Below are 25,800 nucleotides of genomic sequence, written 5' to 3'. Positions count from 1 at the left end.
TCCCGGTCCGGAGCCTGCGGCCGCGCCATCGGTCCGGCCTCGGGGGCGGGGCTACCATGCCGGGCTGCCTCCGCCGCGGTCGGCGGGCGCCGTGTTTCGTCCTTGCGCGTCTTGCTCTCGTCCATGTCCCTGCCTTCGCTTGCCTTCGCGCTGCTGCAATTCAACCCGGTGCTCGGGGATCTGGCCGGCAATGCCCGCCGCCTGGAAGCCGCCGCGCGGGCGGCGCATGCGCGCGGCGCGACAGTGGTGCTGGCACCCGAGCTGGCCCTGTGCGGCTACCCGCCCGAGGACCTGCTGCTGCGGCCGGCCTTCCTCGCCGCCTGCGCAAGCACGGTGCAGGCCCTGGCCGCCGCCCTGGCCGATTGCCCCGGGCTGAGCCTGATCCTCGGTCATCCGCAGCCGCTTGACCGGGCTGGGGCTGTTCGCGGCCGTTCCCTGCAGCGCCAGCCGGCGATCAATGCCGCCGCGGTGCTGGCCGGCGGCCGGGTGCAGGCCCTCTACGCCAAGCGCGAGCTGCCCAACTACCAGGTCTTCGACGAGCGGCGCTACTTCGTCGGCGGCCGCGAGCTGGGCCTGGGCCCGGTGCTCGTCGAGGCCGGTGGCCGGCGCCTGGGCCTGCTGATCTGCGAAGACGCCTGGTTCGACGAGCCGGCCGAGGCCGCGAAGGCGGCCGGCGCCCAGGCCCTGCTGGTGCTGAACGCTTCCCCCTACCACCGTGGCAAGTCCGCCGAGCGCGAGGCCCGGATGGCCGAGCGTGCCCGGGCCGTGGGCCTGCCGCTGGCCTATGCCCACGGCGTGGGCGGGCAGGACGAGATGGTCTTCGACGGCGCCTCCTTCGTGCTCGACGCGGCCGGCACGGTGCAGGCCCGCGCACCGGCCTTCGTGGAGGGCACGCTGCATGCCGCCATCGACGGTCCGGCCGATGCGCCGCAGCCCCGCCCCCTGGCCTTCGTGCCCGCCGAGGCCGGTGCGACGCTGCCCCCCGAGGCCGCCGCCGGCCGGGCCACGCTGCCGGGCGAAGAGGCCGAGGTCTGGGCCGCCCTCGTCACCGGCGTGCGCGACTACGTCGGCAAGAACGGCTTCCCGGGCGCCATCCTGGGCCTGTCGGGCGGCATCGATTCGGCCCTGGTGCTGGCGATTGCCGTCGAGGCCCTCGGTGCCGACCGGGTGCGCGCGGTGATGATGCCCTCGCCCTACACGGCCGACATCTCCTGGCTGGATGCGCGCGACATGGCCGAGCGCCTGGGGGTGCAGTACGACGAGATCGCGATTGCGCCGGCCATGGCGCGCTTCCGCGAGGCCCTGGCCTTCGACTTCGCCGGCAAGCCCGAGGACGCGACCGAGGAGAACCTGCAGGCCCGCATCCGCGGCACCCTGCTGATGGCCCTGTCGAACAAGAGCGGCCGCATCGTGCTGACCACCGGCAACAAGAGCGAGATGGCCACCGGCTACTGCACGCTGTATGGCGACATGGCGGGCGGCTTCGCCGTGATCAAGGACGTGGCCAAGACCCTGGTCTGGCGCCTGGCGCGCTGGCGCAATGCCGAGGCCGCGGCGCGCGGCGAGATCGAACCCATCCCCGAGCGCATCATCGTCCGCCCGCCCTCGGCCGAGCTGCGCCCCGACCAGTGCGACCAGGACAGCCTGCCGCCCTACGAGGTGCTCGACGCCATCCTGGCCCGCTACATGGAGGACGATGCCTCGATCGAGCAGCTCCTCGCCGAGGGCTATGCGCCGGCCGATGTCGAGCGCGTCACGCGGCTGATCCAGCTCAACGAGTACAAGCGCCGCCAGGCGCCGATCGGCATCCGCATCACCCACCGCGCCTTCGGCCGCGACTGGCGCTACCCGATCACCTCGAAGTTCCGGGCCTGATCGGGGCGTCCGGTCCCCGCACCGGTGCATCGCGGGCGGCCTGACTACACTCGGCGCCATTCGTTTTCGGACCCTGGAGACCCGCCCCATGAAACAGATCACCGCCGTCATCAAGCCCTTCAAGCTCGAAGAGGTGCGCGAGGCGCTGGCCGAGGTCGGCGTGTCCGGCCTGACGGTGACCGAGGTCAAGGGCTTCGGCCGCCAGAAGGGCCACACCGAGCTGTATCGCGGCGCGGAGTACGTGGTCGACTTCCTGCCCAAGGTGAAGGTCGAGGTGGTCGTGCGCGCCGACGACGTTGAGCGCTGCATCGAGTCCATCGTCAAGGCCGCCCGCACCGGCAAGATCGGCGACGGCAAGATCTTCGTGACTGAGGTCGAGCGCGTGGTGCGCATCCGCACCGGCGAGGTCGACGAATCGGCGATCTGAGGCGGGCCCAGGCGGGCTGCGCGAGGCGCCGCGACTGGGCCGGATCGCTCAGATCCGGTCCAGCTCCAGCGGCGGCCGGCCGGGACGGTCGCCCGCCTGCTGGTGCAGCCGGTCGAGCAGGCGCTCGATCTCTGCATCCACCGTCAGCAGGGCCCGGGTGGCCGGACCGACAAAGCCCTGGGCCACGGTCTGGTCCAGGAAATCGAGCAGGCCGTCGTAGAAGCCGGCCACGTTGAGCAGGCCCAGCGGCCGGTCGTGGTCGCCGAGCTGGCGCCAGGTCCAGACCTCGAACAGTTCCTCCAGCGTCCCGATGCCCCCCGGCAGGGCCAGGAAGGCATCCGCCGCCTCGGCCATGGTCTGCTTGCGCTGGTGCATGGACGACACGATGCGCAGCTCGCTCAGGCCGGTGTGGCCGACCTCGCGTTCCTGCAGCGAGACCGGGATCACGCCGAAGACGGTGCCGCCCGCGGCCAGCGCGGCATCGGCCACCACGCCCATCAGGCCGACCCGCCCCCCGCCGTAGACCAGGCGCCATCCGCGTCGCCCGAGGGCCGTGCCCAGGGCCTGGGCGGCGGCGCGGAAGCGGGGGTCCAGCCCGGCCCGCGAACCGCAGTAGACGCAGAGGCTGAAGGGCGCGGCGGCGGCTCCGGGCATCGTCGCGTTCATGGGCTCAGGCGATGAAGCGGTGCCACAGCGCGGCGCCCCAGATGCCGCCGCAGAGCAGCAGGCTCATCAGCACGGCGGCGCTGGCCAGGTCCTTCGCCCGCTTGGACAGGTCGTGCAGCTCGTAGCTGACGCGGTCGATCGCCGCCTCGATGCCCGAATTCAGCAGCTCGACGATCATCACCAGCAGCACCGAACCCGCCAGCAGCGAGACCTCGACCCAGCTCCGCCCCAGCCAGAAGGCGGCGGGCAGCAGCACGACCGCGCTCCAGGTCTCCTGCCGGAAGGCGCTTTCACCGCGGTAGGCCAGCTTCAGGCCGTCGATCGAGTAGCCGAGCGCGTGGCGCAGCCGGTCCAGGCCGGTGCGGCCTTTGTGGGGGTTGCTCATGGCGGCGGATGGTAGTCGCCGGTCGGTGACGGCCGCTTCAGCCGGTCTTCACCTGGGGCCCGGCGGCCCGGCGGGAGCCTTCCTCGCGGGTGTCGACCAGACGGGTGCCGCTCAGCAGGTCGTGGGCGAACTGACGGTCCGGCAGCCAGCGACTGAGGCCGCCGTAGACCAGCACCCAGGCGGCGAGGCTGAGGCTGGCACTGCCGCCCGCGGTCCAGTCCATCATCCGGCCCAGGGCCAGCGGCGGCAGCACCCAGACCCAGCTCAGCACGAAGCGCAGCAGGGCCTGGCCCAGGCGCGGTCGGCTGCCATCGCGGCTCACGAGACGGATCCGCCAGGTCTGCATGGCGAGGGTCTGGCCGCCCTTGCGCCAGAACCCGACGAAATAGACCGCGAGCACGAGGAACTCCCAGGCCTGCAGGCCGCTGCGGCCTTCCAGGGCGTGGCGCTGGCCGGTGATCACGGCGTAGAGGAAGCCCGAAACCATGGTCACCGCGAACAGCAGCACGGCTTCGTAGATCAGGGCCGCGAGGCGGCGGCGCAGCGGCGGGGTGGGGGGCAGGGCGGCCATGGGCGGGAGCGGGAACGCGCGCGGCCGCTGCAGGGCCGCACCAGGACAGTCGGCGAGCGCCGGGTGAGAGGCCGGACGTTCAGGGGCGCCGGGCCGGGGCCGCCCGTTCCGGGGTGCCGGCCGCTCCCTGAGGGCCGCGTTGCGGGAGCAGGGTGGCCGGATCGATGAAATCGGGCGAGGTGGCGATTTTTGGCAGGCCGGGCTGCTGGTGCAGCGGCGGGCTCGGCGCCTGGGTGATCGGCCGGGTGCTGACTCCTTGCGGGGCCTGCACCAGGGTCGGCGCCACCACCCGGGCACGCGGGCCGCCGGCCTCCGGGTCCGCGTCCTTGCGGATTCGGCGCTGGCCGGGGGAGGCCGGCTCGGCCACGGTCGGTGGGGCGCTGCGGGCGAGCCGCCGACGGTCTTCCTCGGACAGCTGCAGATAGGCTTCCCAGTCGGACTGCCGGGCCTCGGGCCGCAGGCGCTGGGCCTCGCGGAAATTGAAGCGGGCCTGGCCGCGCTCGCCCGGGCTCAGCTCGGCCCAGGCGCGCATGCGTTCCTGCACGCGGGCCTGTTCGGCGGGACTCATGCGGTCGAAGCGGGCCGCGATCTCCAGCCACTTCTGGCGCCGCACATCGTCGATCTGCGCCCAGTCCCGGGCCAGCGGGCGCAGCGCGGTTTGCTGGGCCACGGTCAGCTGGGCCCAGCTGGGCGCAGCAGCCGACCCGGTCAGCGGGCTCAGCAGGGCGAGGCTCAGCAGCAGGCCGAGGAGGGCGCGGACCGGGGCCTTCAACATCAAAGCCGGCTCAGGGGCGCACGCCGCGCAGGAAGGCCGCGAAGCCCGGGTCGCTGTAGGCCGCCGGCGGCAGGTCGTCGGCCAGCAGGGCGGCGTCGATCTCCGCGGCGGCCAGGAGCATGTCCTCGTCCTGCAGTTGCTCGACCAAGCTCAGGCCGAGCAGCAGCATCGCGACCGCGCAGCCAACACCCAGCGTGCCCATCCAGCCGCGGGCCTGACGGCCCCAGCCCAGCGAAGCGCCGCCGAATCCCAGCAGCGAGAGGCCGCCGGCCGCCTGGGCTGCCGGCGCCCGGCGTGCCGCCGCCTTCAGGCGGGCACGGCTGACGGCCTGTTCGCGGGCGACTCGCAGGCGTTCGCGGATGTCCTGCGGCAGGTCCTCGCTGCCGGCCGAGAGCCGGGCCGTCACGCGCAGGGCGTAACGGGCCTCGAAGGCCTCGCGGTCGGGGGTGTCGGGCGTCGTGGTCATGGGGGCAGGGCAGTGGGACGACGGGCTCATGGAACGATTCCCCGGGCACGGAGCACCCGGGCCAGGGTGTGCACCGCCCGGGAGCAATGGGTTTTGACGCTGCCGACCGAACACCCCATGGCGGCGGCTGTCTCGGCCACGTCGAGTTCCTCCCAGTAACGCATCAGGAAGGCTTCGCGTTGACGGGCCGGCAGCTTGGTGACTTCGTCCTCGATGTCTTGCAGGATCCGCGCCCGCTCGACCTGGTCGGCGGCACTCTCGAAACGCGGATCGCCTTGGGCCTCGGTGGCACCCAGGCTCTCCAGCCAGCCCATGTCCCCATCCTCGTCCTCGCCGCTGGACAGGCTGCTGTAGTTCTGCACCACTGCATTGCGCACCTTTTGGCGGCGGAACCAGTCCAGCGTGGCGTTCGACAGGATGCGCTGGAACAGCGCAGGCCACTCCGCGGCGGGGCGGTCGGCATAGTGCTCGGCGAGGCGGATCATCGCGTCCTGCACGATGTCGAGCGCGGCATCGTCGTCACGCACCGTGTAGGCGGTCCGTTTGAAGGCCCGTTTCTCGACGCTGCGCAGGAAGTCGCTGAGGGCGTCGGTGGCGGGCAAGGTCGGCAGGGTGCGGCGGCGGGGGGCCGGATTATCGCCATCCCCGGCCGGCGGCGGCGTGCCCGGTGGCGATGCCATAATCCCAGGTCGCACCAAGCTTCACAGGTCTCTTTCAGCCCCCGACCCGGGCGCCGATGGTGGCCGCGCAGGCCCCGCACCCGCCTCAAGAGGGCGCGGAGAGGGGCACCGAAGGGTTTTCGTCAGAGAAATTCTCAGAGGTTCTCAAATGGACATGTCTGCCGCGGAAGTCAAACGGGCCGCCAGCGCCCAAGCCGCTTCTTCCCCCGCCACCGACCCCAACGGTTCGGAAATCCTCGTCAAGAGCCTGCAGGCCGAAGGCGTCAAGTTCCTCTGGGGCTACCCGGGCGGCGCCGTCCTGTACATCTACGACGCGCTGTACAAGCAGGACACGATCGAACACGTGCTCGTGCGCCATGAGCAGGCTGCCGTGCATGCGGCCGACGGCTATGCCCGTGCGACCGGCGAAGTCGGCGTGGCCCTGGTGACCTCGGGGCCCGGCGTGACGAATGCCATCACCGGCATCGCCACCGCCTACATGGACTCGATCCCGATGGTGATCATCACCGGCCAGGTGCCCACCGCCGCGATCGGCCTGGACGCCTTCCAGGAGTGCGACACCATCGGCATCACCCGCCCGATCGTCAAGCACAACTTCCTGGTCAAGGACGTCCGCGACCTGGCGGCGACCCTGAAGAAGGCCTTCCACATCGCCCGCACCGGCCGGCCCGGCCCGGTGGTCGTCGACATCCCCAAGGATGTCTCGCTGGCCCGCACCCCCTTCGTCTACCCGGACAAGGTGGAGATGCGCTCCTACAACCCGGTGAAGAAGGGCCACAGCGGCCAGATCCGCAAGGCCGTGCAGCTGCTGCTGAGCGCCAAGCGGCCCTACATCTACACCGGCGGCGGCGTGATCCTGGGCGAGGCCCACAAGGAACTGCGCGAGCTCGCGGACCTGCTGGGCTACCCGGTCACCAACACGCTGATGGGCCTGGGTGCCTTCCCGTCGACCGACCCGCGCTTCCTCGGCATGCTCGGCATGCACGGCACCTACGAAGCGAACATGACGATGCAGCACTCCGACGTGCTGATCGCCATTGGCGCACGCTTTGACGACCGCGTGATCGGCAACCCGAAGCACTTCGCCTCGGTCGAGCGCAAGATCATCCACATCGACATCGACCCCTCGAGCATCTCCAAGCGCGTGAAGGTCGACATCCCCATCGTCGGCGACGTGAAGGACGTGCTTCAGGAGCTGATCGCCCAGATCAAGGAGACGCCGACCCGCATCGAGTCCTCGGTGCTTTCGGCCTGGTGGGCGCAGATCAACGAGTGGCGCAAGAAGGACTGCCTGGGCTTCAAGCTCTCGGACGAGGTCATCAAGCCGCAGGCCGTGGTCGACAAGCTCTGGGAGCTGACCCGCGGCACCGACACCTACATCACCTCCGACGTCGGCCAGCACCAGATGTGGGCCGCGCAGTACTACCGCTTCGACGAGCCGCGCCGCTGGATCAACTCCGGCGGCCTGGGCACCATGGGCGTGGGCCTGCCCTATGCGATGGGCATCAAGCTCGCCAAACCGGAGGCGGACGTGTTCTGCATCACCGGCGAGGGCTCGATCCAGATGAACATCCAGGAGCTCTCGACCTGTCAGCAGTACAAGACGCCGGTCAAGGTCATCAGCCTGAACAACCGCTACCTCGGCATGGTGCGGCAGTGGCAGGAGCTGGACTACGAGGGCCGCTACTCGCACAGCTACATGGATGCGCTGCCGGACTTCGTGAAGATCGCCGAGGCCTACGGCCACGTCGGCCTGAAGATCGAGAAGCCCTCCGAGGTCGAGCCGGCCCTGAAGGAGCTGATCCGCCTGAAGGACCGCACCGTCTTCCTCGACGTGCGCACCGACCCGACCGAGAACGTCTGGCCCATGGTCAAGGCGGGCAAGGGCATCAGCGAGATGCTGCTCGGCTCGGAAGACCTCTGAACCTCGCCTGAACCCAGCACCGCGGCCCGCCCGCGACGCGAGGGCAGGGGGCTTGCCGGCCCCCGTGCTTGTCGCGCCGCCCGGTCCGCGGACCCTGTTCCTCCCCTTTCACGCTTCCGGCGCGGCCACAGGCCGGCGGTCACCGCCGCCGTCCCCAAGAGCCCGCCCAGGACGACGCCCCATGCAAAAGCACATCATCGCCCTGCTGCTCGAGAACGAGCCCGGCGCCCTCTCGCGTGTCGTGGCCCTGTTCTCGGCCCGCGGCTACAACATCGAGAGCCTGACCGTCGCGACGACCGAGGACCCCTCGCTCTCGCGCATGACCATCACCACCCGCGGCAGCGACGACGTGATCGAACAGATCACCAAGCACCTGAACCGCCTGATCGAGGTGGTCAAGGTCGTCGACCTGACCGAAGGCAGCTACACCGAGCGCGAGCTGATGCTCATCAAGGTGCGTGCCGTCGGCAAGGAACGTGACGAGATGAAGCGCATGGCCGACATCTTCCGTGGCCGCATCGTCGATGTGACCGAGAAGACCTACACCATCGAGCTGACCGGCGACGCCGCCAAGCTCGACGCCTTCATCGAGGCGGTGGATCGCACCGCCATCCTCGAAACCGTGCGCACCGGCACCAGCGGCATCGGCCGCGGCGAGCGCATCCTCAGGGTTTGATCCGCCCACCCCCGAAGCGCCTGCGGCGCTCCCCCTCGAGGGGGCGCCGCTGGCGGACCGGCGGAGCCGGATCCGCGGCGGCTGCTGGAAGGGTTCCTTCCCCTCTCTGATTCACCTGGAGCACCTCATGAAGGTCTATTACGACAAGGACGCCGACCTCTCCCTCATCAAGGGCAAGAACGTCGCCATCATCGGTTACGGCTCGCAAGGCCATGCCCATGCGCAGAACCTGCGCGATTCCGGCGTCAACGTGACGGTCGGCCTGCGCAAGGGCGGTGCGTCCTGGTCCAAGGTCGAGGCCGCCGGCATCAAGGTCGCGGAAGTCAACGAGGCCGTGAAGAGCGCCGACCTCGTGATGATCCTCCTGCCCGACGAGAACATCCCCGAGGTCTACAACAACAACGTCGCGCCGAACATCAAGCAAGGCGCCACGCTGGCCTTCGCCCACGGCTTCAACGTGCACTACAACCAGGTCGTGCCGCGCGCCGACCTGGACGTGATCATGGTCGCCCCCAAGGGCCCGGGCCACACCGTGCGCTCCGAGTACCTCAAGGGCGGCGGCGTGCCTTCGCTGATCGCGGTCTACCAGGACAAGTCCGGCAAGGCCCGTGACATCGCCCTGTCCTACGCGGCGGCCAATGGTGGCACCAAGGGTGGCGTGATCGAGACCAACTTCAAGGAGGAGACCGAGACCGACCTCTTCGGCGAACAGGCCGTGCTGTGCGGCGGTGCCGTCGAGCTGGTCAAGATGGGCTTCGAGACCCTGACCGAAGCCGGCTACGCGCCCGAAATGGCCTACTTCGAGTGCCTGCACGAACTCAAGCTGATCGTGGACCTCATGTATGAAGGCGGCATCGCCAACATGAACTACTCGATCTCGAACAACGCCGAATACGGCGAGTACGTGACCGGCAGCGAAGTCATCAACGAGAAGTCGCGCGAAGCCATGCGCGCGGCCCTCAAGCGCATCCAGACCGGCGAATACGCCAAGATGTTCATCCTGGAAGGCCGCACCAACTACCCGAGCATGACCGCGCGTCGCCGCCTGAACGCCGAGCATCCGATCGAGACGGTCGGTGCCCAGCTGCGCGGCATGATGCCGTGGATCGCGAAGAACAAGCTGGTCGACCAGTCGAAGAACTGAGCCCGCGCGCCCCTCGGGGCGCTGCAGCCCGGCCGGCCGCCGTCCCCCCGGGGACCGCGGCCGTTTTTCCTGGGCGACCCGGTGCGCAGCCCCAGCCAGGCTCACGGCCTGAGCCGCCCGCACGACCGGGCTTGCCGTCCCTGGAGAATGCTCCCGATGAAGCCCCTTCCCCTCGATCTGCCGATCATCCAGGCCCCCATGGCCGGCGCGCAGGATGCCGGCCTGGCCCTGGCCGTCGGCGAGGCCGGTGGCCTGGGCTCGCTGCCCGCGGCGCAACTGGCGCCCGACGCCCTGGTGGCGGAACTGCAGCGCCTGCAGGCTGCCGGCCGGCCCTACAACCTTAATTTCTTCTGCCATCGGCCGCCGACGCCGGATGCCGAGCGTCAGGCCGCCTGGGTCGAGGCCCTGCGGCCCTATTACGAGGAGCTCGGCCTGGATCCGGCGCAGGCCGAGGCCGGCCCGGGGCGCCGGCCCTTCGATGCCGAAGTGCTGGCGTGCATCGCGCCCTTCCGGCCACCTGTGGTGAGCTTCCACTTCGGCCTGCCGGACGAGGCGCTGCTCGCGCCCATCCGCGCCTGGGGCGGTCGCATCCTGTCCTCGGCCACGACGGTGGCGGAGGCGCGCTGGCTGGCCGCGCGCGGCGTGGATGCCGTCATCGCCCAGGGCCTGGAAGCCGGTGGCCATCGCGGCATGTTCCTGTCGGACGATCTGTCCACCCAGCTCGGCAGCTTCGCGCTGCTGCCGCAGATCGTGCGGGCCGTGCCGCTGCCGGTGATCGCCGCTGGCGGCATCGCCGATGCGGCCGGCGTGGCAGCCGCGCGCGCCCTCGGCGCCCGGGCCGTGCAGGTCGGCACGGCCTACCTGCTGTGTCCGGAGGCGAGGATCACGCCGCTGCACCGCGCCGCGCTGCAGGCGCCTGATCCCGGGCCGACCCAGCTCACCCGGCTCTTCACCGGCCGGCCGGCGCGCGGTCTGGTCAATCGCCTGATGCGCGAGCTGGGCCCGCTCAGCCCGCTGGCCCCGGCCTTTCCCCTGGCCACCGGTGCGCTGGCGCCGCTGCGCACGGCGGCCGAGGCACGGGGCCGCAGCGATTTCTCCTCGCTGTGGGCCGGACAGAACCTGAGCGGCTGCCGCCCCGTGCCGGCCGCTCAGCTCACGCGGGAGCTGGCGGCCGGCTGGGGCGCTTGAGGCGGTCGAGCGCCCTCCCGCGCGACGCCGGACGGCCTGCGTGCTACGGTCTGCGTCCCTTCACCGCCATCGAGGAATGCCATGCGTCCTTTGCTGCTGCTTGCCGTCTGTCTCCCGCTGACCCTGGGCCTGAGCGCCTGCGAGAAGAAGCCCGAGGGCCTGATCGAACAGGCCCAGGACAAGGTCAACGACGCCCTCGACCGCCGTCCGAACGAGAAGCTCAAGGATGCGGCCGAAGACCTGGGCAAGGCCGCCGCCGAAGCCCGCGAGGCGGCCGGCAAGGCGGCTGAAGGCGCGGCCGAATCGGTCGGCAAGGCGCTGAAGGATGCGGGCAAGGCCATGGAGCAGGCGGCCAGCCGCTGAGCCCTGTCCTCGCGCCCTGCGCCATGGCGCAGGGCCGCTGCGCAGGCTTCAGCGCCGCACCAGCAGCAGGCGCAGCGCGGTGAGGGCCAGCAGCGCGAAAAGCGCGCCGCTCCAGACCTCGAAGCCCAGGCCCAGCAGGCGGTAGCCGGCGGCGTCCATGCAGGTGGCCGTCACCTGGAAGAGCCAGGGCAGGGTGGTTTCGAGGCCGGTGGCCATCAGGAAACGGTCGGCCAGGGTCAGGGCGCAGCTTGCATCGAGCGCGGCCACTTTGTGCTGGAAGACCGCCGAAGCCACGCCGCCCAGGGCCAGGACCAGCACCCCCATCGAAGCAGCGGTCTGCGCCAGGCGCGGCTTGCTGATCCAGCCGATCAGCGCGACCGCGGCCAGCGCCAGGTAGAGCACGCGCTGGAAGATGCACCACGGGCAGGGCTGCATGCCGAAGCCATGCTGCGAGAGCAGGGCCAGCCCCACGGCGGCCAGCGCGGCCAGCGCGATCAGCGCCAGCACCCCGCGCGGCATGCGCGCGAAGACCGAACGCGGCGGGGTGTGCAGGGCGGAGGGCATCGCCGCCCTCAACGCACTTCGGCGATCAGCTCGATCTCGACGCAGGCACCGAGCGGCAGCGAGGGCACGCCGAAAGCGCTGCGTGCATGCGCGCCGACCGTCGGGCCGAAGACCTCGCCCATCAGTTGCGAGGCCCCGTTGGTGACGAGGTGCTGCTCGGTGTAGGCCGGCGTGCTGCTCACCAGGCTCATCAGCTTGACGATGCGCAGCACGCGCTCCAGGTCGCCGTCGAGCGCGGCATTCAGCGTGCCCAGCAGGTCGATGCCGACAGCCCGTGCGGCCGCGGCGCCGGTGGCGGTGTCCAGGTCCTCGCCGAGGCGGCCGGTCCAGACCTTGCCATCGCGCTTGGCGATGTGGCCGGACAGGAAGATCAGCGAGCCGCTGCGCGCGAAGGGCACATAGGCCGCGGCCGGAATCGCCAGCGGCGGCAGGGTGATGCCGAGGTCGGCAAGGCGTTGCGCAACGGTGCTCATCGGGGACTCTCCAAGCTCGCTCGTCCGAGGGAAAAGAGCCCCCTGGCGCCGAGCGGCGACGATCCTACACTGGCCCGCATGGCCTCCGCCGGCATGCTCACGGCCCTGGCGCTGGCGGGGCTGGCGGGGGCGGCGGTGCAGCTCCAGCAGGCCGATCTGCTGCCGCATCGCGGGCCGGTGGCCCTGGGGCTGGGCCTGGCCGCGGTGGCCCTGGCCGCCGGCCTGCGGCGCCTGGCCGAGGGGCGCGAGGCCGCCCCGGCGAGCCGAGGTTCGGCGTCGTGGCGCCGGGCCCGCCGGAGCGCAGGGGCCCTCGTTCCGGCGCTGCTTGTCCTGGCCATGGCCGCAGTCGTCTTCGCAGCAACCGAGTTCCGTGCCCGGGCCCGTCTGGCCGACCGGCTGGCGCAAGCCCTCGAAGGCCAGGCCTTGCAGGTCCAGGGGCGCATCACCGGCCTGCCGCAGGCGCAGGCGGCCGGCTGGCGCTTCCAGGTCGAGGTGGAGGCGGCCTGGACGGCCGATGGCCGGCCACGGCGGCTGCCTCAGCGGCTGAGCCTTGCCTGGAACCGCTGGCCCGGCGAGCCGCCGCTGCCCCCACTGCGCAGTGGCGAGCGCTGGCGCTGGACCCTGAAGCTGCAGCGTCCCCATGCCCTCGCCAACCCGGGCCTGCCCGACCGCGAGCTGGCCCTGTTCGAGCAGGGCATCGGCGCGACCGGCAGCGTGCGTCCCCACCCGCCGCCGCAGCGGCTCGCGCCGGCGCCCGGGCTGGCCTTTGACAGCCTGCGCGAGGCCTTGCGCGAGGCCATCTTCCGCCGTCTCGTCGGCGCCCCGCCGCGGGCCGGCGAACTGCCGGCCACCGCGGCCGAAGCCCTGCCCTCCCGGCCCGGTGAACGCGAGGCCCGGGTGATCGCCGCGCTGAGCGTGGGCGACCAAGCGGCCATCGAGCGGCGCGACTGGGCGCTCTACCGCGACACGGGCATCGCGCACCTCATGTCGATCAGCGGCCTGCATGTCACGCTGTTCGCCTGGCTCGCGGGTGGTCTGATCCGCCGCGCCTGGGCCCGCGCAGGTCGCCTCCCGCTGAGGCTGCCCGCGCCCCACGCCGCCGCCTGGGGCGGGCTGCTGGCGGCCCTGGCCTATGCGCGGCTGGCCGGCTGGGGTGTGCCGGCACAGCGCACCGTGCTGATGCTGGCGGCCTTCACCCTGCTGCGCAGCCTGGGCCTGCGCTGGCCCTGGCCGCTCACGCTCGGCGCCGTGGCCTGGCTGGTCACCCTCATGGACCCCTGGGCCTTGCTGCAGCCGGGCTTCTGGCTGAGCTTCGGCGCGGTGGCGATGCTCATGCTCGGCGAGCCGGCCGGTCGCGTCGCGGACGCCCCCGTGGCGGTCGCCGCAGGCTTCACCGCACGCGGCCGGGCCGCCCTGCGCGCGGCCGCTCGCTCGCTGCGGCCGGCCGTGCTCGGCCAGGCCCGCATCACCCTGGGCCTGGCCCCGCTGGGCCTCTTGCTGTTCCAGCAGTTCGCACCGCTCGGCCTGCTGGCCAATCTGCTGGCCGTGCCCCTGGTCACCCTGCTGCTGATGCCGCTGAGCCTGGCGGGCGTGCTGCTGCCGCCGCTGTGGGATCTGACCGCCTGGGGCCTGGGCGGCCTGCATGCCGGCCTGGAGGCCTTGCAGGCCCTTGGCCAGGCGCTGGGCCCCGGGGTGTGGACGGCACCGGCCGCACCGGCCTGGGCGGTGGCGGCAGGCCTGTTCGGTGGCCTGCTGGCGGTGGCCCCGCTGCCGCTGCGGCTGCGCGTCCTGGCCCTGCCGCTGATGCTGCCCATGCTGCTGCCGGCACCCGCCCGTCTGCCCGAGGGCGCGTGGCAGCTGCTCGCCGCCGACATCGGCCAGGGCTCGGCCGTGCTGCTGCGGACCCGCCACCATGCGCTGCTCTACGACGCCGGGCCGCGCTTCGGCCCCGACAGCGAGGCCGGGGAACGGGTGCTGCTGCCGCTGCTGCGCCACCTGGGCCTGCGCCGGCTGGATGCGCTGGTGCTCAGCCATGGCGATGCCGACCACATCGGCGGGGCGGCGGCGCTGATCGAGGGCCTGCCGCCGGGTACCGTGCACACCTCGCTGCCGCCCGACCATGCCCTGGCGGCCCTGGCGACGCGCCAGGGCTGGCCCTGGCGGCGCTGCGAGGCCGGCCAGGGCTGGCAGTGGGATGGCGTGCGCTTCGACTGGCTGCATCCCGATGCCGCGACCCTGGCCGACCCGGCCGTACCGTCCAACGGCCGCTCCTGCGTGCTGCGGGTGGCGGGGGCTTGGCCGGAGCTGCCCGGCGGCCTGCCGCAGCCGCAGCGCCTGCTGCTGACCGGCGACATCGGCCGGGCCGAGGAGCTGCGCCTGGCCCGCGTCGGCGATCCGGACGCCGCCGGCCCGCCGCCCGCCCTGCGGGCCGAATGGCTGATGCTGGCCCACCACGGCAGCGGCCTGAGCAGCCACGATTTCTTCCTCGATGCGGTGCAGCCGCGGGCGGCCTTCGCCCAGGCCGGCCACCGCAACCGCCATGGCCACCCGGCCGCGGCGCTGCGCGAGCGCCTGGCCGCCCGCGGCATTGCGCTGATCGAGACGCCGCACTGCGGGGCCTGGCAGCTGGGCCCCGACGGCGCCACATGCTGGCGTGCGCAGGCGCGGCGGCACTGGCAGGCCCGGGGGGCGGGGGGGTCCGATGGCTCGGAACTTGCTGCCGGTCCGCCGGGGAACGAGCCCGCCTGCCACGCCGGCTGTGGTCGTGAAGACACAGCCGCCCGGCATGATGGAAAGCCTGTGGCCGTTGGCGTGTCAAGCCGCCGCGGCCATGCCGATCACCGACCGATTTCCGAAAACCCGAGGAGAGGGCCTTGGCCATCCACGTCGCGCTCCACCACGTCACCCACTACAAGTACGACCGCCGCGTCAACCTGTCGCCGCAGGTCGTGCGCCTGCGCCCGGCGCCGCACTGCCGCACGCCGGTGCTGAGCTACTCGCTGCGCATCGAGCCGGCCCAGCACTTCATCAACTGGCAGCAGGACCCCTTCTCGAACCACCTGGCCCGCCTGGTCTTCCCGGAGAAGACCAGCGAGTTCAAGATCACGGTGGACCTGGTCGCCGAGATGGCGGTCTACAACCCCTTCGACTTCTTCCTGGAGCCCGAGGCCGAGACCTTCCCCTTCACCTACGAGGCCGGTCTCAAGCACGACCTGGCGCCCTACCTGGTCAAGGGCGAGCTGACGCCGAAGTTCAAGGCCTTCGTCGACAGCATCCCGCGCGAGGAAGTGCGGACGATCGACTTCATCGTCAGCCTCAACCAGCGCCTGCAGTCGGACATCGCCTACCTGATCCGCATGGAGCCCGGCGTGCAGACGCCGGAGGAGACCCTCACCAAGGCCAGCGGCAGCTGCCGCGACTCGGCCTGGCTGATGGTGCAGGCCTTCCGCCACCTGGGCCTGGCGGCGCGCTTCGTCTCGGGCTACCTGATCCAGCTCAAGGCCGACGTGAAGGCCCTGGACGGCCCGAGCGGCACCGAGGTCGACTTCACCGACCTGCACGCCTGGTGCGAGGTCTACCTGCCGGGTGCCGGCTGGATCGGCCTGGACCCGACCTCCGGCCTGCTGGCCGGCGAGGGCCACATCCCCGTGGCCTGCACGCCCGAGCCGTCCAGCGCCGCCCCCGTGACGGGCGCGGTCGACGAGTGCGAGGTCAGCTTCGTGCACGAGATGTCGGTCACCCGCATCTACGAATCGCCGCGCGTGACCAAGCCCTACACCGACGGCCAGTGGGCCGAGGTGCTGCGCCTGGGCGAGCAGGTCGACGCCGCGCTGACGGCGGCCGACGTGCGCCTGACCCAGGGCGGCGAGCCGACCTTCGTCGCCGTCAGCGACCGCGACGCCGCCGAATGGAACACCGCCGCCCTGGGCCCGACCAAGCGCAACTACGCCGTCGACCTGGTGCACAAGCTGCGCGAGAAGTACGGCCAGGGCGGCTTCCTGCACTTCGGCCAGGGCAAGTGGTATCCGGGCGAGCAGCTGCCGCGCTGGGCCCTGACCATCGCCTGGCGTGCCGACCGCCAGCCCTGCTGGACCGATCCCGGCCTCTTCGCCGACGAGCGCCAGCCCGCCGGCCACGGCCCGGCCGAGGCCGAGACCTTCATCCGCCACCTGGCCGGCCTGCTCGGCTGCGGCGGCGAGCACATCCGCCCCGGCTTCGAGGACGCCTTCTACTACCTGTGGCGCGAGCGCCGGCTGCCGGTCAACGTCGATCCGCACGACAGCCGCCTCGACGACGAACTGGAGCGTGACCGCCTGCGCCGCGTCTTCGAGCAGGGCCTCAAGCACACCGTGGGCTGGCTGCTGCCGCTCAAGCGCGAGCCCTGGGACCCGGCCCTGCAGGGACCGCGCTGGACCAGCGGCCCCTGGTTCCTGCGCGATGAGCGCCTCTACCTCATCCCCGGCGACTCGCCCATGGGCTACCGCCTGCCGCTCGATTCCCTGCCCTGGGCCGTGCCCGGCGAGCGCCAGGCCTTCTACGACGCCGATCCCTTCGCCGCGCGCAGCGCGCTGCCCGAGGCCGCGGCGCTGCGCATGCAGTACGCCCGCGCCTCTGGCCTGGCCGGCCTCGGCGACCCGATGCCGCCGGCCTTCCCGGCAGCGGAGGCGGCAGGCTTCGACGGCCCGGCCGGCGAGGCCGCAGGCGCCCAGTGCCCCGGTTCGCGCGGCGAAGCCGCCGCGGCCCCCGGCAGCGACCCGTCCGCCGCCCGCTGGCCGCAGCGCCACGAATCGGCCGGCTGGATCACCCGCACCGCGCTCTGCGTGGAGGCCCGCAACGGCACGCTCTACGTGTTCATGCCGCCCCTGGCTGCGCTGGACGACTACCTCGACCTGCTTGCCGCGCTGGAAGCCACCGCCCGCACGCTGGCCATGCCGGTCATCCTGGAGGGCTACCCGCCGCCGCGCGATCCGCGCCTGAAGATCCTGCAGGTCACGCCCGACCCCGGCGTGATCGAGGTCAACATCCACCCGGCCCACGACTGGGACGAGCTGGTCGACCACACCGAATTCCTCTACCAGGCCGCCCACGAGGTGCGCCTGACCAGCGAGAAATTCATGGTCGACGGCCGCCACACCGGCACGGGGGGCGGCAACCACTTCGTGCTGGGCGGCGCCACCCCGGCCGACAGCCCCTTCCTGCGCCGGCCCGACCTGCTCGGCTCGCTGCTGACCTACTGGCACAACCACCCCAGCCTGAGCTACCTGTTCAGTGGCATGTTCATCGGCCCGACCAGCCAGGCGCCGCGGGTCGACGAAGCCCGCAACGACCAGGTCGTCGAGCTGGAGATCGCGCTCAACGAGCTGGAGCGCCAGATCGGCCTGTGGGACCAGGCGGGCGGCGTGCCGCCCTGGCTGATCGACCGCGCGCTGCGCAATGTGCTGATCGACGTCACCGGCAACACGCACCGCAGCGAGTTCTGCATCGACAAGCTCTACAGCCCCGACGGCCCCACGGGCCGCCTCGGCCTGCTGGAGCTGCGGGCCTTCGAGATGCCGCCGCACGCGCGGATGAGCCTGGCCCAGCAGCTGCTGCTGCGGGCGCTGATCGCCTGGTTCTGGAAGACGCCGCACCGCGGCCGTGGCGCCACCCGCCTGACCCGCTGGGGCACCGAGCTGCACGACCGCTTCCTGCTGCCGACCTTCGTGCAGATGGACTTCGACGACGTGCTGGCCGAGCTGGCCGAGGTCGGCTTCGCCTTCGATCCGGCCTGGTTCGCCCCGCACTTCGAGTTCCGCTTCCCCTTGATCGGCGAAGTGGCCGCGGCCGGCCTGAAGCTGAGCCTGCGCAATGCGCTCGAGCCCTGGCATGTGATGGGCGAGGAGGGGGCGCCTGGCGGCACCGTGCGCTACGTGGACAGCTCGCTGGAACGGCTGGAGGTCAAGGTCAGCGGCCTCAACGGCAACCGCCACATCGTCGCCGTCAACGGCCACGCCCTGCCGCTGCAGCCCACCGGCCGGGTCGGCGAGTTCGTCTGCGGCCTGCGCTACCGCGCCTGGCAGCCGCCCTCGGCCCTGCACCCGACCATCGGCGTGCATGCGCCGCTGAGCTTCGACGTGGTCGACAGCTGGCTGCAGCGTTCGCTGGGGGGCGCCCGTTACCATGTGGCCCACCCGGGCGGCCGGAACTACGAGACCTTCCCGATCAATGCCTACGAGGCCGAGAGCCGGCGACTGGCGCGCTTCTTCGCCTTCGGCCACACGCCGGGCAAGATCGATCTGGTGCCGGCCCAGCCGAGCCGGGAGTTCCCCTTCACGCTGGACCTGCGCGTGCGCCGCTGACCCCCGGTCCGCGCCCGCCCCGGCCGCGGCACGGGGCGGGTCCTGCTTGCTGTCGCGTGGGGGCAAGGTCCCGGCATGGGCCGGGTGCATCCGGGCGCCTTCCCACGCCGACGTCTGTCTTCCTGTTTCCGTGCTGCCGCTGCCTCTCGATCCGGATTCCGATGCTGAACGGGCTGCCGCCGAGGCCGCCTGCGCCCACGCCCTGAGCGTGGCGCAGCCGGCCGTGGCCGGCCATTTCGACGAGCTGCGCGGTCCGGCTCCCGAGCCTCACACCGAGCCGCCCGAGGACCATGTCGCCCCCGAGGCGGCCGAGCCCGCGGGCCGTGGCGGCCTGCGCGAACCCTGGCGGCGCTTCTTCGGTCAGCTCGGCCGCAGCGGCTGGGCCGAGCTGCCCCAGCGCGCCGCCGAGGTGCAGGCCCAGATCCTGCGCGACGGCGTGACCCACAACGTCTACGGCAGCGATGGCGTGGCCGTCGACCGGCCCTGGTCCATGGGCCTGCTGCCCTTCCTCGTCGAGCCCGGCGAGTGGCGGCAGATCGAGGCCGGCGTCGGCCAGCGGGTGCGGCTGCTGGAGGCCATCCTGGACGATGCCTACGGCCCGCAGCGTCTGATCGCCGACGGCCTGCTGCCGCCGGCCCTGGTGCTGGGTCATCCCGGCTACCTGCAGGCCCTGCATGGCAGCACGCCGCCCGGCGGCCTGCGTCTGCACGTGACCGCGCTCGATCTGGCGCGCGGCCCCCAGGGCCACTGGTGGGTGGTGGCCCAGCGCACCCAGGCGCCCTCCGGCCTGGGCTATGTGATGGAGAACCGGCTGATCGCCTCGCGCGTGTTCGCCGAGCCCTTCCGCGAGCTGCGCGTGCAGCACCTGGCGTCCAGCTACCGCGCCCTGGTCGACAAGCTCGACGCCCTGGCCGCGCCGATCGCCCGGGCCGCCGGCGATGGTCCGCCGCGCGTCGCGCTGTGGACGCCCGGTCCCTACAACGAAACCTATTTCGAGCAGGCCTACCTGGCCCGCTACCTCGGCCTGCCCCTGGTCGAGGGGGCCGACCTGACCGTGCGCGGCGAACGCCTGTTCATGCGCACCGTGCAGGGCCTGGTGCCCATCCATGGTCTGCTGCGTCGCCTCGACGACGACTGGTGCGATCCCCTGGAGCTGCGCCCCGACTCGGCCCTGGGCGTGCCCGGCCTGCTCAAGGTGGTGCGTGCCGGCCAGGTGCTGGTGGCCAACGCCCTGGGCGCGGGCTTCCTCGAATCGCCGGGCATCACCGGTTTCCTGCCGGCCCTGTCGCGCCGCCTGCTCGGCGAGGAGCTGAGCCTGCCGGCCCTGCCGACCTGGTGGTGCGGCGAGGCGGCCGCCTGGGCGGCCGGCCGCGGCCAGCTCGGCCGCTGCGTGATCCGCCCGAGCTACCCGGACAGCCGGCACTTCGAGCCGGTCGTCGGCGCCCAGCTCGACGCGATCGAACGCGCCGCCTGGACCCGCCGCATCGAGGCCGACCCCGAGGCCTACACCCTGCAGCTCGACCTGCCGCATGCCCAGACGCCCGTCTGGCAGCCCGGTGGCCAGCTCGTGCCGCGCACGGCCATCCTGCGTGTCTACGCCATCGCCGACGGCCGGGGCGGCCACCGCATCCTGCCGGGCGGCATGACCCGCATCGCGACCCGCGACCCGCATGCCCTGTCGATGCAGCGCGGCGGCGCCAGCCTCGACACCTGGGTGCTGACCGAGGGCCCGGTCGACACCTACTCCATGCTGCCGGCCGCCCTGCGGCCCGAGGATCTGGCCGACTACCGCCACCCCGTGGCCAGCCGCACCGCCGAGAACCTGTTCTGGCTGGGCCGCTACACCGAGCGCACCGAGCACCTGGTGCGCTGTGCGCAGACCCTGGCCACCCTGGTGGCCGAGGACGAGGAGCTGCCCCCGCCCGTGCTGGAGGCCATGAGCCGCCTGGCCCGCGACACCGGCCTGGTCGGCTGGGGCGTGCCCTCGATGGCGGTCGCGCCACGCGTGTTCGAGCGTGCGGTGGCGGCCGCCCTGGGCGATGTCCGCGGCCAGGCCAGCATCGCCTACAACCTTGCGGCCCTGCAGCGCGTGGCCGGCTCGCTGCGCGAGCGGCTCTCGCCCGAGGCCAGCCGCCTGGTGCGGGCCATGGGGGAGGAGTTCGCCCGCCGCCTGCGCCGTCCGCGGCCCGAGGGCATCGACGAGGTCAGCGCGCTCGGCGGCCCCGTGCCCGGCGGCAGCGTGCCCGAGCTGGGCAGCCAGGCGACGCTGGCCGCGCTCGACGGCCTGGCCCAGCAGCTCGCCGCCCTGACCGGCACCCAGACCGACCGCATGACCCGCGACGACGGCTGGCGCCTGCTCAGCGTCGGCCGCCTGGCCGAACGCCTGATCGGCCTGTCGAACCTCCTGAAGTCCTATTTCGAGGCGGGTGCCCTGGCCCATGCCGCCGGCTTCGACAGCCTGCTGGCCCTGACCGACAGCACCATCACCTACCGCGCCCGCTACCAGGGTCGGCTGGAGCCGCTGGCCCTGCTGGCCGCGCTGGTGATGGACGAGACCAACCCGCGCTCGCTGGCCTGCGTGCTGCGCCGCCTGCGCACCGAGCTGCGCAAGCTGCCCGACCCGCCCGGCGCCTCCGACCCGGCCGATGCCCACGCCACCTTGCTGGCCCACCTGCCCGAACAGGGCGTGGGCCTGTCGCTGGCGGCCCTGGCCGAGCCGACGGAGGCCGATCGTGATCCGCAGGCCGACCGCGCCGCGGTGATCGCCCTTTGCGACCGCCTCAGCGCGGCGGGCAGCAGCCTGTCCGACGCGCTGGGTCAGCGCTACTTCGCCCTGGCGACCGGCCATGACCGACGACTTGCCTCCTGAGCCGTCCCCGCCCGAGGCGGCCCCCGCGGCCGAGGCCGCGACGGCGCTGCCGCCCGCGGCCCGCAAGGCTGCACCACGTGTCGGGCCGGTCGTGCTGGAGGTCGAGCACGAGACCCACTACGCCTATGCCAGCCCGGTGGACCTGGCCCAGCACCTGGCCTATCTGCGCCCGCGCGAGGATGCCGGCCTGCAGCAGCTGGCCGCGCACAGCCTGAGCATCGACCCGGTGCCGAACCACCGCATCGACGCGCCCGATGCCTGGGGCAATCCGCGCACCCACTTCGGCCTGGCGCGGCCGCATCGCCATCTTCTGGTGCGGGCCCGCAGCCGTGTCGTGCTCGGGCCGGCGGCCGGTGCCTGTCCCGACCACAGCCTGGCCTGGGACGATGCGCGCGACCTGGGCCGCTACCGCGCGCCGGCCGGCCTGAAGGCGCCTGTCGCCGATCCGCAGGCGCCGGTGCCCGATCTCGGCCTGGCGGCCCGCTATGCCTCGCCGATGCTGCCGCCGGCCGTGCTGCGCGATGCCGGGCTGCGCGCCTACACCCTGGCCAGCTTTCCGCCGGGTCGGCCGGTGCACCTGGGCGCGCTCGACCTGATGCACCGCGTCTACCGCGACTTCCGCTACGCCCCGGCCAGCACCGAGATCAACACCCCGGTGCTCGATGCCTTCGCGCGCCGCGAGGGGGTCTGCCAGGATTTCGCCCACCTGATGATCGGCGCGCTGCGCGGCCTGGGCCTGTCGGCCCGCTACGTCAGCGGCTACCTGCTCACGGAGCCCCCGCCGGGCCAGGAGAAGCTGCAGGGGGCCGACGCATCCCACGCCTGGCTGGCCGTGGCCTGTCCGCAGGCTGACGGCTCCAGCGTCTGGCTGGAGCTGGACCCGACCAACGACTGCGTGCCCGGCACCGGCCATGTGCGTGTGGCCACTGGCCGCGACTACAGCGACGTCACGCCGCTGCGTGGCGTGATCCGTGGCGGCAGTGCCCACACGCTTTCGGTGCGCGTCAGCACGCGTCTGGGCGAAATCGCCTGATCACTGTGCAGGAGTGCGTCGAAGCCCCGATCCGACGCACCGCCCTGGGTCGGCACAATCCCTGCACTGATCCCTTCGGCTTGAGGGAATCACGATGAAACGTTACGACGAAATGCACGCCGCCGACGCGGCAGTCCGCAAGCACTACGAGGCCTACGGCCGCTGGCTGCAGGGTCAGTCGCCGGAAACGATGCGCAGCCGGCGCGACGAGGCCGAGCTGATCTTCCGACGGGTGGGCATCACCTTCGCCGTCTACGGCGCAAAGGACGAGGATGGCTCGGGCACCGAGCGCCTGATCCCCTTCGACCTGATCCCGCGCATCATCCCGGCGCACGAATGGCGCGAGATGGAGAAGGGCCTGCGCCAGCGCGTGAACGCGCTCAACCGCTTCATCCACGACGTCTACCACGACCAGGAGATCCTCAAGGCCGGCATCATCCCGGCCGAGCAGATCACCCGCAACGCGCAGTTCCGGCCCGAGATGGTCGGCGTCGACGTGGCCGGCGGCGTGTACTCGCACATCGCCGGGGTCGACATCGTGCGGGCTGCCCAGCCCGACGGCAGCGGCACCTACTACGTGCTGGAGGACAACCTGCGCGTGCCCAGCGGCGTGAGCTACATGCTCGAGAACCGCAAGATGATGATGCGGCTCTTCCCCGAGCTCTTCGAGGGGCACCGCATCGCGCCGGTCGCGCATTACCCCGACCTGCTGCTGGAGACGCTGCGCACCGTCTCGCCCTCGGGCGTGAACGATCCCACCGTCGTCGTGCTGACGCCGGGCATGTACAACTCGGCCTACTTCGAGCACGCCTTCCTGGCGCAGCAGATGGGGGTCGAGCTGGTCGAGGGCCAGGACCTCTTCGTCAAGGACGGCTACCTCTACATGCGGACCACGCAGGGTCCCAAGCGCATCGACGTGATCTATCGCCGCGTCGACGATGACTTCCTCGACCCGACCGCCTTCCGGCCCGATTCGACCCTGGGCTGCGCCGGCCTGCTCGACGTCTACCGCCAGGGCAATGTCACGCTCTGCAATGCCATCGGCACCGGGGTGGCGGACGACAAGTCCATCTACCCCTATGTGCCGAAGATGATCGAGTTCTACCTCGGCGAGAAACCCATCCTGCAGAACGTGCCGACCTACCTCTGCCGCGAGAAGGACGACCTGCAGTACACGCTCGACCACCTGGCCGAGCTGGTCGTGAAGGAAGTGCACGGGGCCGGTGGCTACGGCATGCTGGTCGGCCCGGCGGCCAGCAAGGCCGAGATCGAAGCCTTCCGCGCCCATCTGCTGGCCAATCCCGCCAACTACATCGCCCAGCCTACGCTGGCGCTGTCGACCTGCCCGACCTATGTCGAGAGCGGCATCGCGCCGCGCCACATCGACCTGCGGCCCTTCGTGCTGAGCGGCAAGTCGGTGCAGATGGTGCCGGGCGGGCTGACCCGCGTCGCGCTGAAGGAAGGGTCGCTGGTCGTCAATTCCTCGCAGGGTGGGGGCACCAAGGACACCTGGGTTCTCGAATCCTGATCGCGGACCGCCGCGACGCCAAGACGCATCGATCCACGCCTTTCGGGAGACCACCATGCTTTCGCGCACCGCCGACCACCTCTTCTGGATGGCGCGCTACACCGAACGGGCGGAGAACACCGCCCGCATGCTCGACGTCAATTACCAGGCCTCGCTGCTGCCACAGTCCAGCGAGGCCGCCGAGCAGGGCTGGCGCGGCCTGCTCGGCATCTCCGAACTGCTGCGCGACTTCCTGGCCAAGCACGGCAAGATCAGCCCGCGCGCGGTGATCGATTTCATGGTGGCCGACGAAGCCAACCCGGCCTCCATCCACAGCTGCCTGCGGGCCGCCCGCGAGAACGCCCGCGCCGTGCGGGGCACCCTGACCACCGAGGTCTGGGAGACGGCCAACACCACCTGGCTGGAGTTCAAGCGCCTGATCGCCGGCGGGGCCCACCGCCGCGATCCGGCCGAGTTCCTCGAATGGGTCAAGTTCCGTTCGCACCTGTCGCGCGGCGTCACGCTCGGCACCATGCTGCAGGACGATGCCTTCCACTTCATGCGGATCGGCACCTTCCTCGAGCGTGCGGACAACACCGCCCGCCTGCTCGACGCCAAGTACCACGCGGCCGACAGCGAGTTCTTCGGTGAGGGCGTGCAGCGCGAGCCGCACGAGGTCGACTTCTATCACTGGAGCAGCGTGCTCCGCTCGGTGTCGGGCTTCGAGGTCTACCGCAAGGTCTACCGCAACACCATCCGCCCCGAGCGCGTGGCCGAGTTGCTGATCCTGCGTCCGGACATGCCGCGCTCGCTGGCGGCCTGCATCAACGAGGTGGTCTCGAACCTGGAGCTGGTCGCCAACACGCAGAGCGAGGAAACCCGTCGCCGCGCCGGCCGTCTGCGGGCCGACCTGCGCTACGGCCGGATCGACGAGATCCTCGCCACCGGCCTGCACGCCTACCTGACGGCCTTCCTCGACCGGGTCAACGACCTGGGCTTCGGCATCAGCCGCGATTTCCTGGTCCCTGCCTGAACCCTGCCGCGGGCGCCGTGTCGCGCCCGCGGCCCGGGCTTCAGTCCTGGGTGTACTGCTTCCAGCGCCCGACCGCGTGGCGCAGCAGGTCCACCTGCCGTGCGAAGCGCGGGCAGGCCCCGCAGACCGCCAGATGGCGGCGCAGGGCCAGGCGCTCGATCAGCGTCAGGCGATCATCGGCCCGCTTGGAAAGCAGGCGGGCGGCTTCGAGGCAGCTTCGGTCGAGGAACTTCATGGCATTCGGGCTCAGGCCGCCGGGGAGGTTTCACCGAACCAGTTGAGCTGCAGGCATTCCCGCAGACGCAGACGGGCGCGGTGCAGCATGACCCAGAGGTTGGTCGAGGTGATGCCCAGTTCCTTGCAGATCTCCTCGGTTTCCAGTTCCAGCCACTCGCGCATCATGAAGACGCGGCCGAGGCGCTCGGGCAGCACCTCGACGCAGGCGTCGAGCACGGCCAGGAACTGCTGCTGGCCGATCACGGCCTGGGGGTCGCCCCATTCCACCGGCATGTCCCGAAAGCCGCCGTTGTCGTCGAAGAGCAGGGCCTCGATCTCGTCGCGGCGGTCCTCCTCGGCTTCGCTGCGCTGCCCGACGGTGATCTCGCGGCTGTGCTTGCGCAGCTGGTCGACGAGCTTGTGCTTGAGGATGCCGATCAGCCAGGTCTTGAGCTGCGAGCGGCCGGCGAAGCTGCCCGGCTTCTCCAGCGCGGCCAGCAGCGTCTCGGAGACCGCATCCTCGGCCCAGGCCTCGTTGCGGGTCTGCAAGCGCGCATAGCGCATCAGCTGCGGACGCAGCTCTTCGAGCAGGTGGGCCATCTCGTTCGACACGGTACGTCCTTGGGC

Annotated in this window: 23 protein-coding genes; 13 read left to right on the top strand and 10 right to left on the bottom strand. The window is 71.8% G+C overall.

What is annotated here, in order from left to right:
• The first annotated feature begins 123 nt into the window (after positions 1–123).
• A complete protein-coding gene (locus tag H4F90_RS06845; RefSeq protein WP_182662667.1) occupies positions 124–1,875 on the top strand; it encodes an NAD+ synthase in 1,752 nt (583 codons plus the stop codon).
• Between the two features lie 88 nt (positions 1,876–1,963).
• Positions 1,964–2,302 (top strand): P-II family nitrogen regulator, encoded by a 339-nt coding sequence (locus tag H4F90_RS06840; protein ID WP_182662665.1) that lies wholly within the window; start codon positions 1,964–1,966, stop codon positions 2,300–2,302.
• Between the two features lie 48 nt (positions 2,303–2,350).
• On the opposite strand, the gene H4F90_RS06835 is transcribed toward H4F90_RS06840, so the two are convergent.
• From H4F90_RS06835 to H4F90_RS06810, 6 genes are all read right to left on the bottom strand, one after another.
• A complete protein-coding gene (locus H4F90_RS06835; RefSeq protein ID WP_235971979.1) occupies positions 2,351–2,968 on the bottom strand; it encodes an LOG family protein in 618 nt (205 codons plus the stop codon).
• A 4-nt stretch (positions 2,969–2,972) separates the two neighbouring features.
• Positions 2,973–3,353, bottom strand: a complete 381-nt coding sequence (locus H4F90_RS06830; RefSeq protein ID WP_182662663.1) for a diacylglycerol kinase — start codon at positions 3,351–3,353, stop codon at positions 2,973–2,975.
• Positions 3,354–3,390: 37 nt separating this feature from the next.
• Positions 3,391–3,924, bottom strand: coding sequence for an RDD family protein (locus tag H4F90_RS06825; RefSeq protein ID WP_182662661.1), 534 nt, complete (start codon positions 3,922–3,924; stop codon positions 3,391–3,393).
• 79 nt (positions 3,925–4,003) lie between these two features.
• On the bottom strand, positions 4,004–4,699 hold the full coding sequence (locus tag H4F90_RS06820) for a DUF3106 domain-containing protein (RefSeq protein WP_182662659.1): 696 nt from the start codon (positions 4,697–4,699) through the stop codon (positions 4,004–4,006).
• A 10-nt stretch (positions 4,700–4,709) separates the two neighbouring features.
• Positions 4,710–5,165, bottom strand: coding sequence for a DUF3619 family protein (locus H4F90_RS06815; RefSeq protein WP_182662657.1), 456 nt, complete (start codon positions 5,163–5,165; stop codon positions 4,710–4,712).
• A 26-nt stretch (positions 5,166–5,191) separates the two neighbouring features.
• Positions 5,192–5,767, bottom strand: a complete 576-nt coding sequence (locus H4F90_RS06810; RefSeq protein ID WP_235971977.1) for an RNA polymerase sigma factor — start codon at positions 5,765–5,767, stop codon at positions 5,192–5,194.
• Between the two features lie 226 nt (positions 5,768–5,993).
• Here H4F90_RS06810 and H4F90_RS06805 point away from each other — a divergent pair, with 226 nt between their 5' ends.
• From H4F90_RS06805 to H4F90_RS06785, 5 genes are all read left to right on the top strand, one after another.
• Positions 5,994–7,769 carry an acetolactate synthase 3 catalytic subunit gene (locus H4F90_RS06805; protein ID WP_182662653.1) on the top strand — a complete coding sequence of 592 codons (1,776 nt, stop codon included), beginning with the start codon at positions 5,994–5,996 and terminating at the stop codon, positions 7,767–7,769.
• A 181-nt stretch (positions 7,770–7,950) separates the two neighbouring features.
• Positions 7,951–8,445 carry an acetolactate synthase small subunit gene (ilvN, locus tag H4F90_RS06800; protein ID WP_182662651.1) on the top strand — a complete coding sequence of 165 codons (495 nt, stop codon included), beginning with the start codon at positions 7,951–7,953 and terminating at the stop codon, positions 8,443–8,445.
• 127 nt (positions 8,446–8,572) lie between these two features.
• Entirely contained in the window at positions 8,573–9,589 is a 1,017-nt protein-coding gene (gene ilvC, locus H4F90_RS06795) for a ketol-acid reductoisomerase (RefSeq protein ID WP_182662649.1), read from the top strand.
• 156 nt (positions 9,590–9,745) lie between these two features.
• Positions 9,746–10,777 carry an NAD(P)H-dependent flavin oxidoreductase gene (locus H4F90_RS06790; protein WP_407926163.1) on the top strand — a complete coding sequence of 344 codons (1,032 nt, stop codon included), beginning with the start codon at positions 9,746–9,748 and terminating at the stop codon, positions 10,775–10,777.
• A gap of 81 nt (positions 10,778–10,858) precedes the next feature.
• Positions 10,859–11,140 carry a hypothetical protein gene (locus tag H4F90_RS06785; RefSeq protein WP_182662645.1) on the top strand — a complete coding sequence of 94 codons (282 nt, stop codon included), beginning with the start codon at positions 10,859–10,861 and terminating at the stop codon, positions 11,138–11,140.
• A 48-nt stretch (positions 11,141–11,188) separates the two neighbouring features.
• Here H4F90_RS06785 and H4F90_RS06780 read toward each other — a convergent pair whose 3' ends face one another.
• Together H4F90_RS06780 and H4F90_RS06775 are read right to left on the bottom strand one after the other, a co-directional pair.
• Entirely contained in the window at positions 11,189–11,704 is a 516-nt protein-coding gene (locus H4F90_RS06780) for a disulfide bond formation protein B (RefSeq protein WP_182662643.1), read from the bottom strand.
• A gap of 8 nt (positions 11,705–11,712) precedes the next feature.
• Positions 11,713–12,177: a RidA family protein gene (locus H4F90_RS06775; RefSeq protein WP_182662641.1), complete on the bottom strand. Its 465-nt coding sequence runs from the start codon at positions 12,175–12,177 to the stop codon at positions 11,713–11,715.
• Between the two features lie 78 nt (positions 12,178–12,255).
• Between H4F90_RS06775 and H4F90_RS06770 the strand changes: the two genes are divergently transcribed.
• The 6 genes from H4F90_RS06770 (at position 12,256) to H4F90_RS06745 (ending at position 24,957) form a co-directional block, all read left to right on the top strand.
• On the top strand, positions 12,256–15,168 hold the full coding sequence (locus tag H4F90_RS06770) for a DNA internalization-related competence protein ComEC/Rec2 (RefSeq protein WP_182662639.1): 2,913 nt from the start codon (positions 12,256–12,258) through the stop codon (positions 15,166–15,168).
• Complete coding sequence (locus H4F90_RS06765) at positions 15,051–18,515, top strand: transglutaminase family protein (RefSeq protein WP_182662637.1); 3,465 nt, start codon at positions 15,051–15,053, stop codon at positions 18,513–18,515. Before H4F90_RS06770 ends, H4F90_RS06765 begins: the two co-directional genes overlap by 118 nt.
• 130 nt (positions 18,516–18,645) lie before the next feature.
• Entirely contained in the window at positions 18,646–21,384 is a 2,739-nt protein-coding gene (locus tag H4F90_RS06760) for a circularly permuted type 2 ATP-grasp protein (protein ID WP_328700836.1), read from the top strand.
• Positions 21,362–22,417, top strand: a complete 1,056-nt coding sequence (locus H4F90_RS06755) for a transglutaminase family protein (protein ID WP_182662635.1) — start codon at positions 21,362–21,364, stop codon at positions 22,415–22,417. Before H4F90_RS06760 ends, H4F90_RS06755 begins: the two co-directional genes overlap by 23 nt.
• 94 nt (positions 22,418–22,511) lie before the next feature.
• Positions 22,512–23,945 (top strand): circularly permuted type 2 ATP-grasp protein, encoded by a 1,434-nt coding sequence (locus H4F90_RS06750; RefSeq protein WP_182662632.1) that lies wholly within the window; start codon positions 22,512–22,514, stop codon positions 23,943–23,945.
• A 55-nt stretch (positions 23,946–24,000) separates the two neighbouring features.
• A complete protein-coding gene (locus tag H4F90_RS06745) occupies positions 24,001–24,957 on the top strand; it encodes an alpha-E domain-containing protein (protein ID WP_182662630.1) in 957 nt (318 codons plus the stop codon).
• 40 nt (positions 24,958–24,997) lie between these two features.
• Here H4F90_RS06745 and H4F90_RS06740 read toward each other — a convergent pair whose 3' ends face one another.
• Together H4F90_RS06740 and H4F90_RS06735 are read right to left on the bottom strand one after the other, a co-directional pair.
• Complete coding sequence (locus tag H4F90_RS06740; protein ID WP_182662628.1) at positions 24,998–25,192, bottom strand: zf-HC2 domain-containing protein; 195 nt, start codon at positions 25,190–25,192, stop codon at positions 24,998–25,000.
• An 11-nt stretch (positions 25,193–25,203) separates the two neighbouring features.
• The gene (locus H4F90_RS06735) at positions 25,204–25,785 is read right to left on the bottom strand and encodes a sigma-70 family RNA polymerase sigma factor (RefSeq protein WP_407926162.1); all 582 of its coding nucleotides are present in this window, start codon (positions 25,783–25,785) and stop codon (positions 25,204–25,206) included.
• Between the last annotated feature and the right edge of the window lie 15 nt (positions 25,786–25,800).

Source organism: Aquariibacter albus (genome assembly GCF_014145335.1).
GTDB lineage: Bacteria > Pseudomonadota > Gammaproteobacteria > Burkholderiales > Burkholderiaceae_C > Aquariibacter > Aquariibacter albus.
This window is presented reverse-complemented; position numbering and strand designations above follow the sequence as displayed.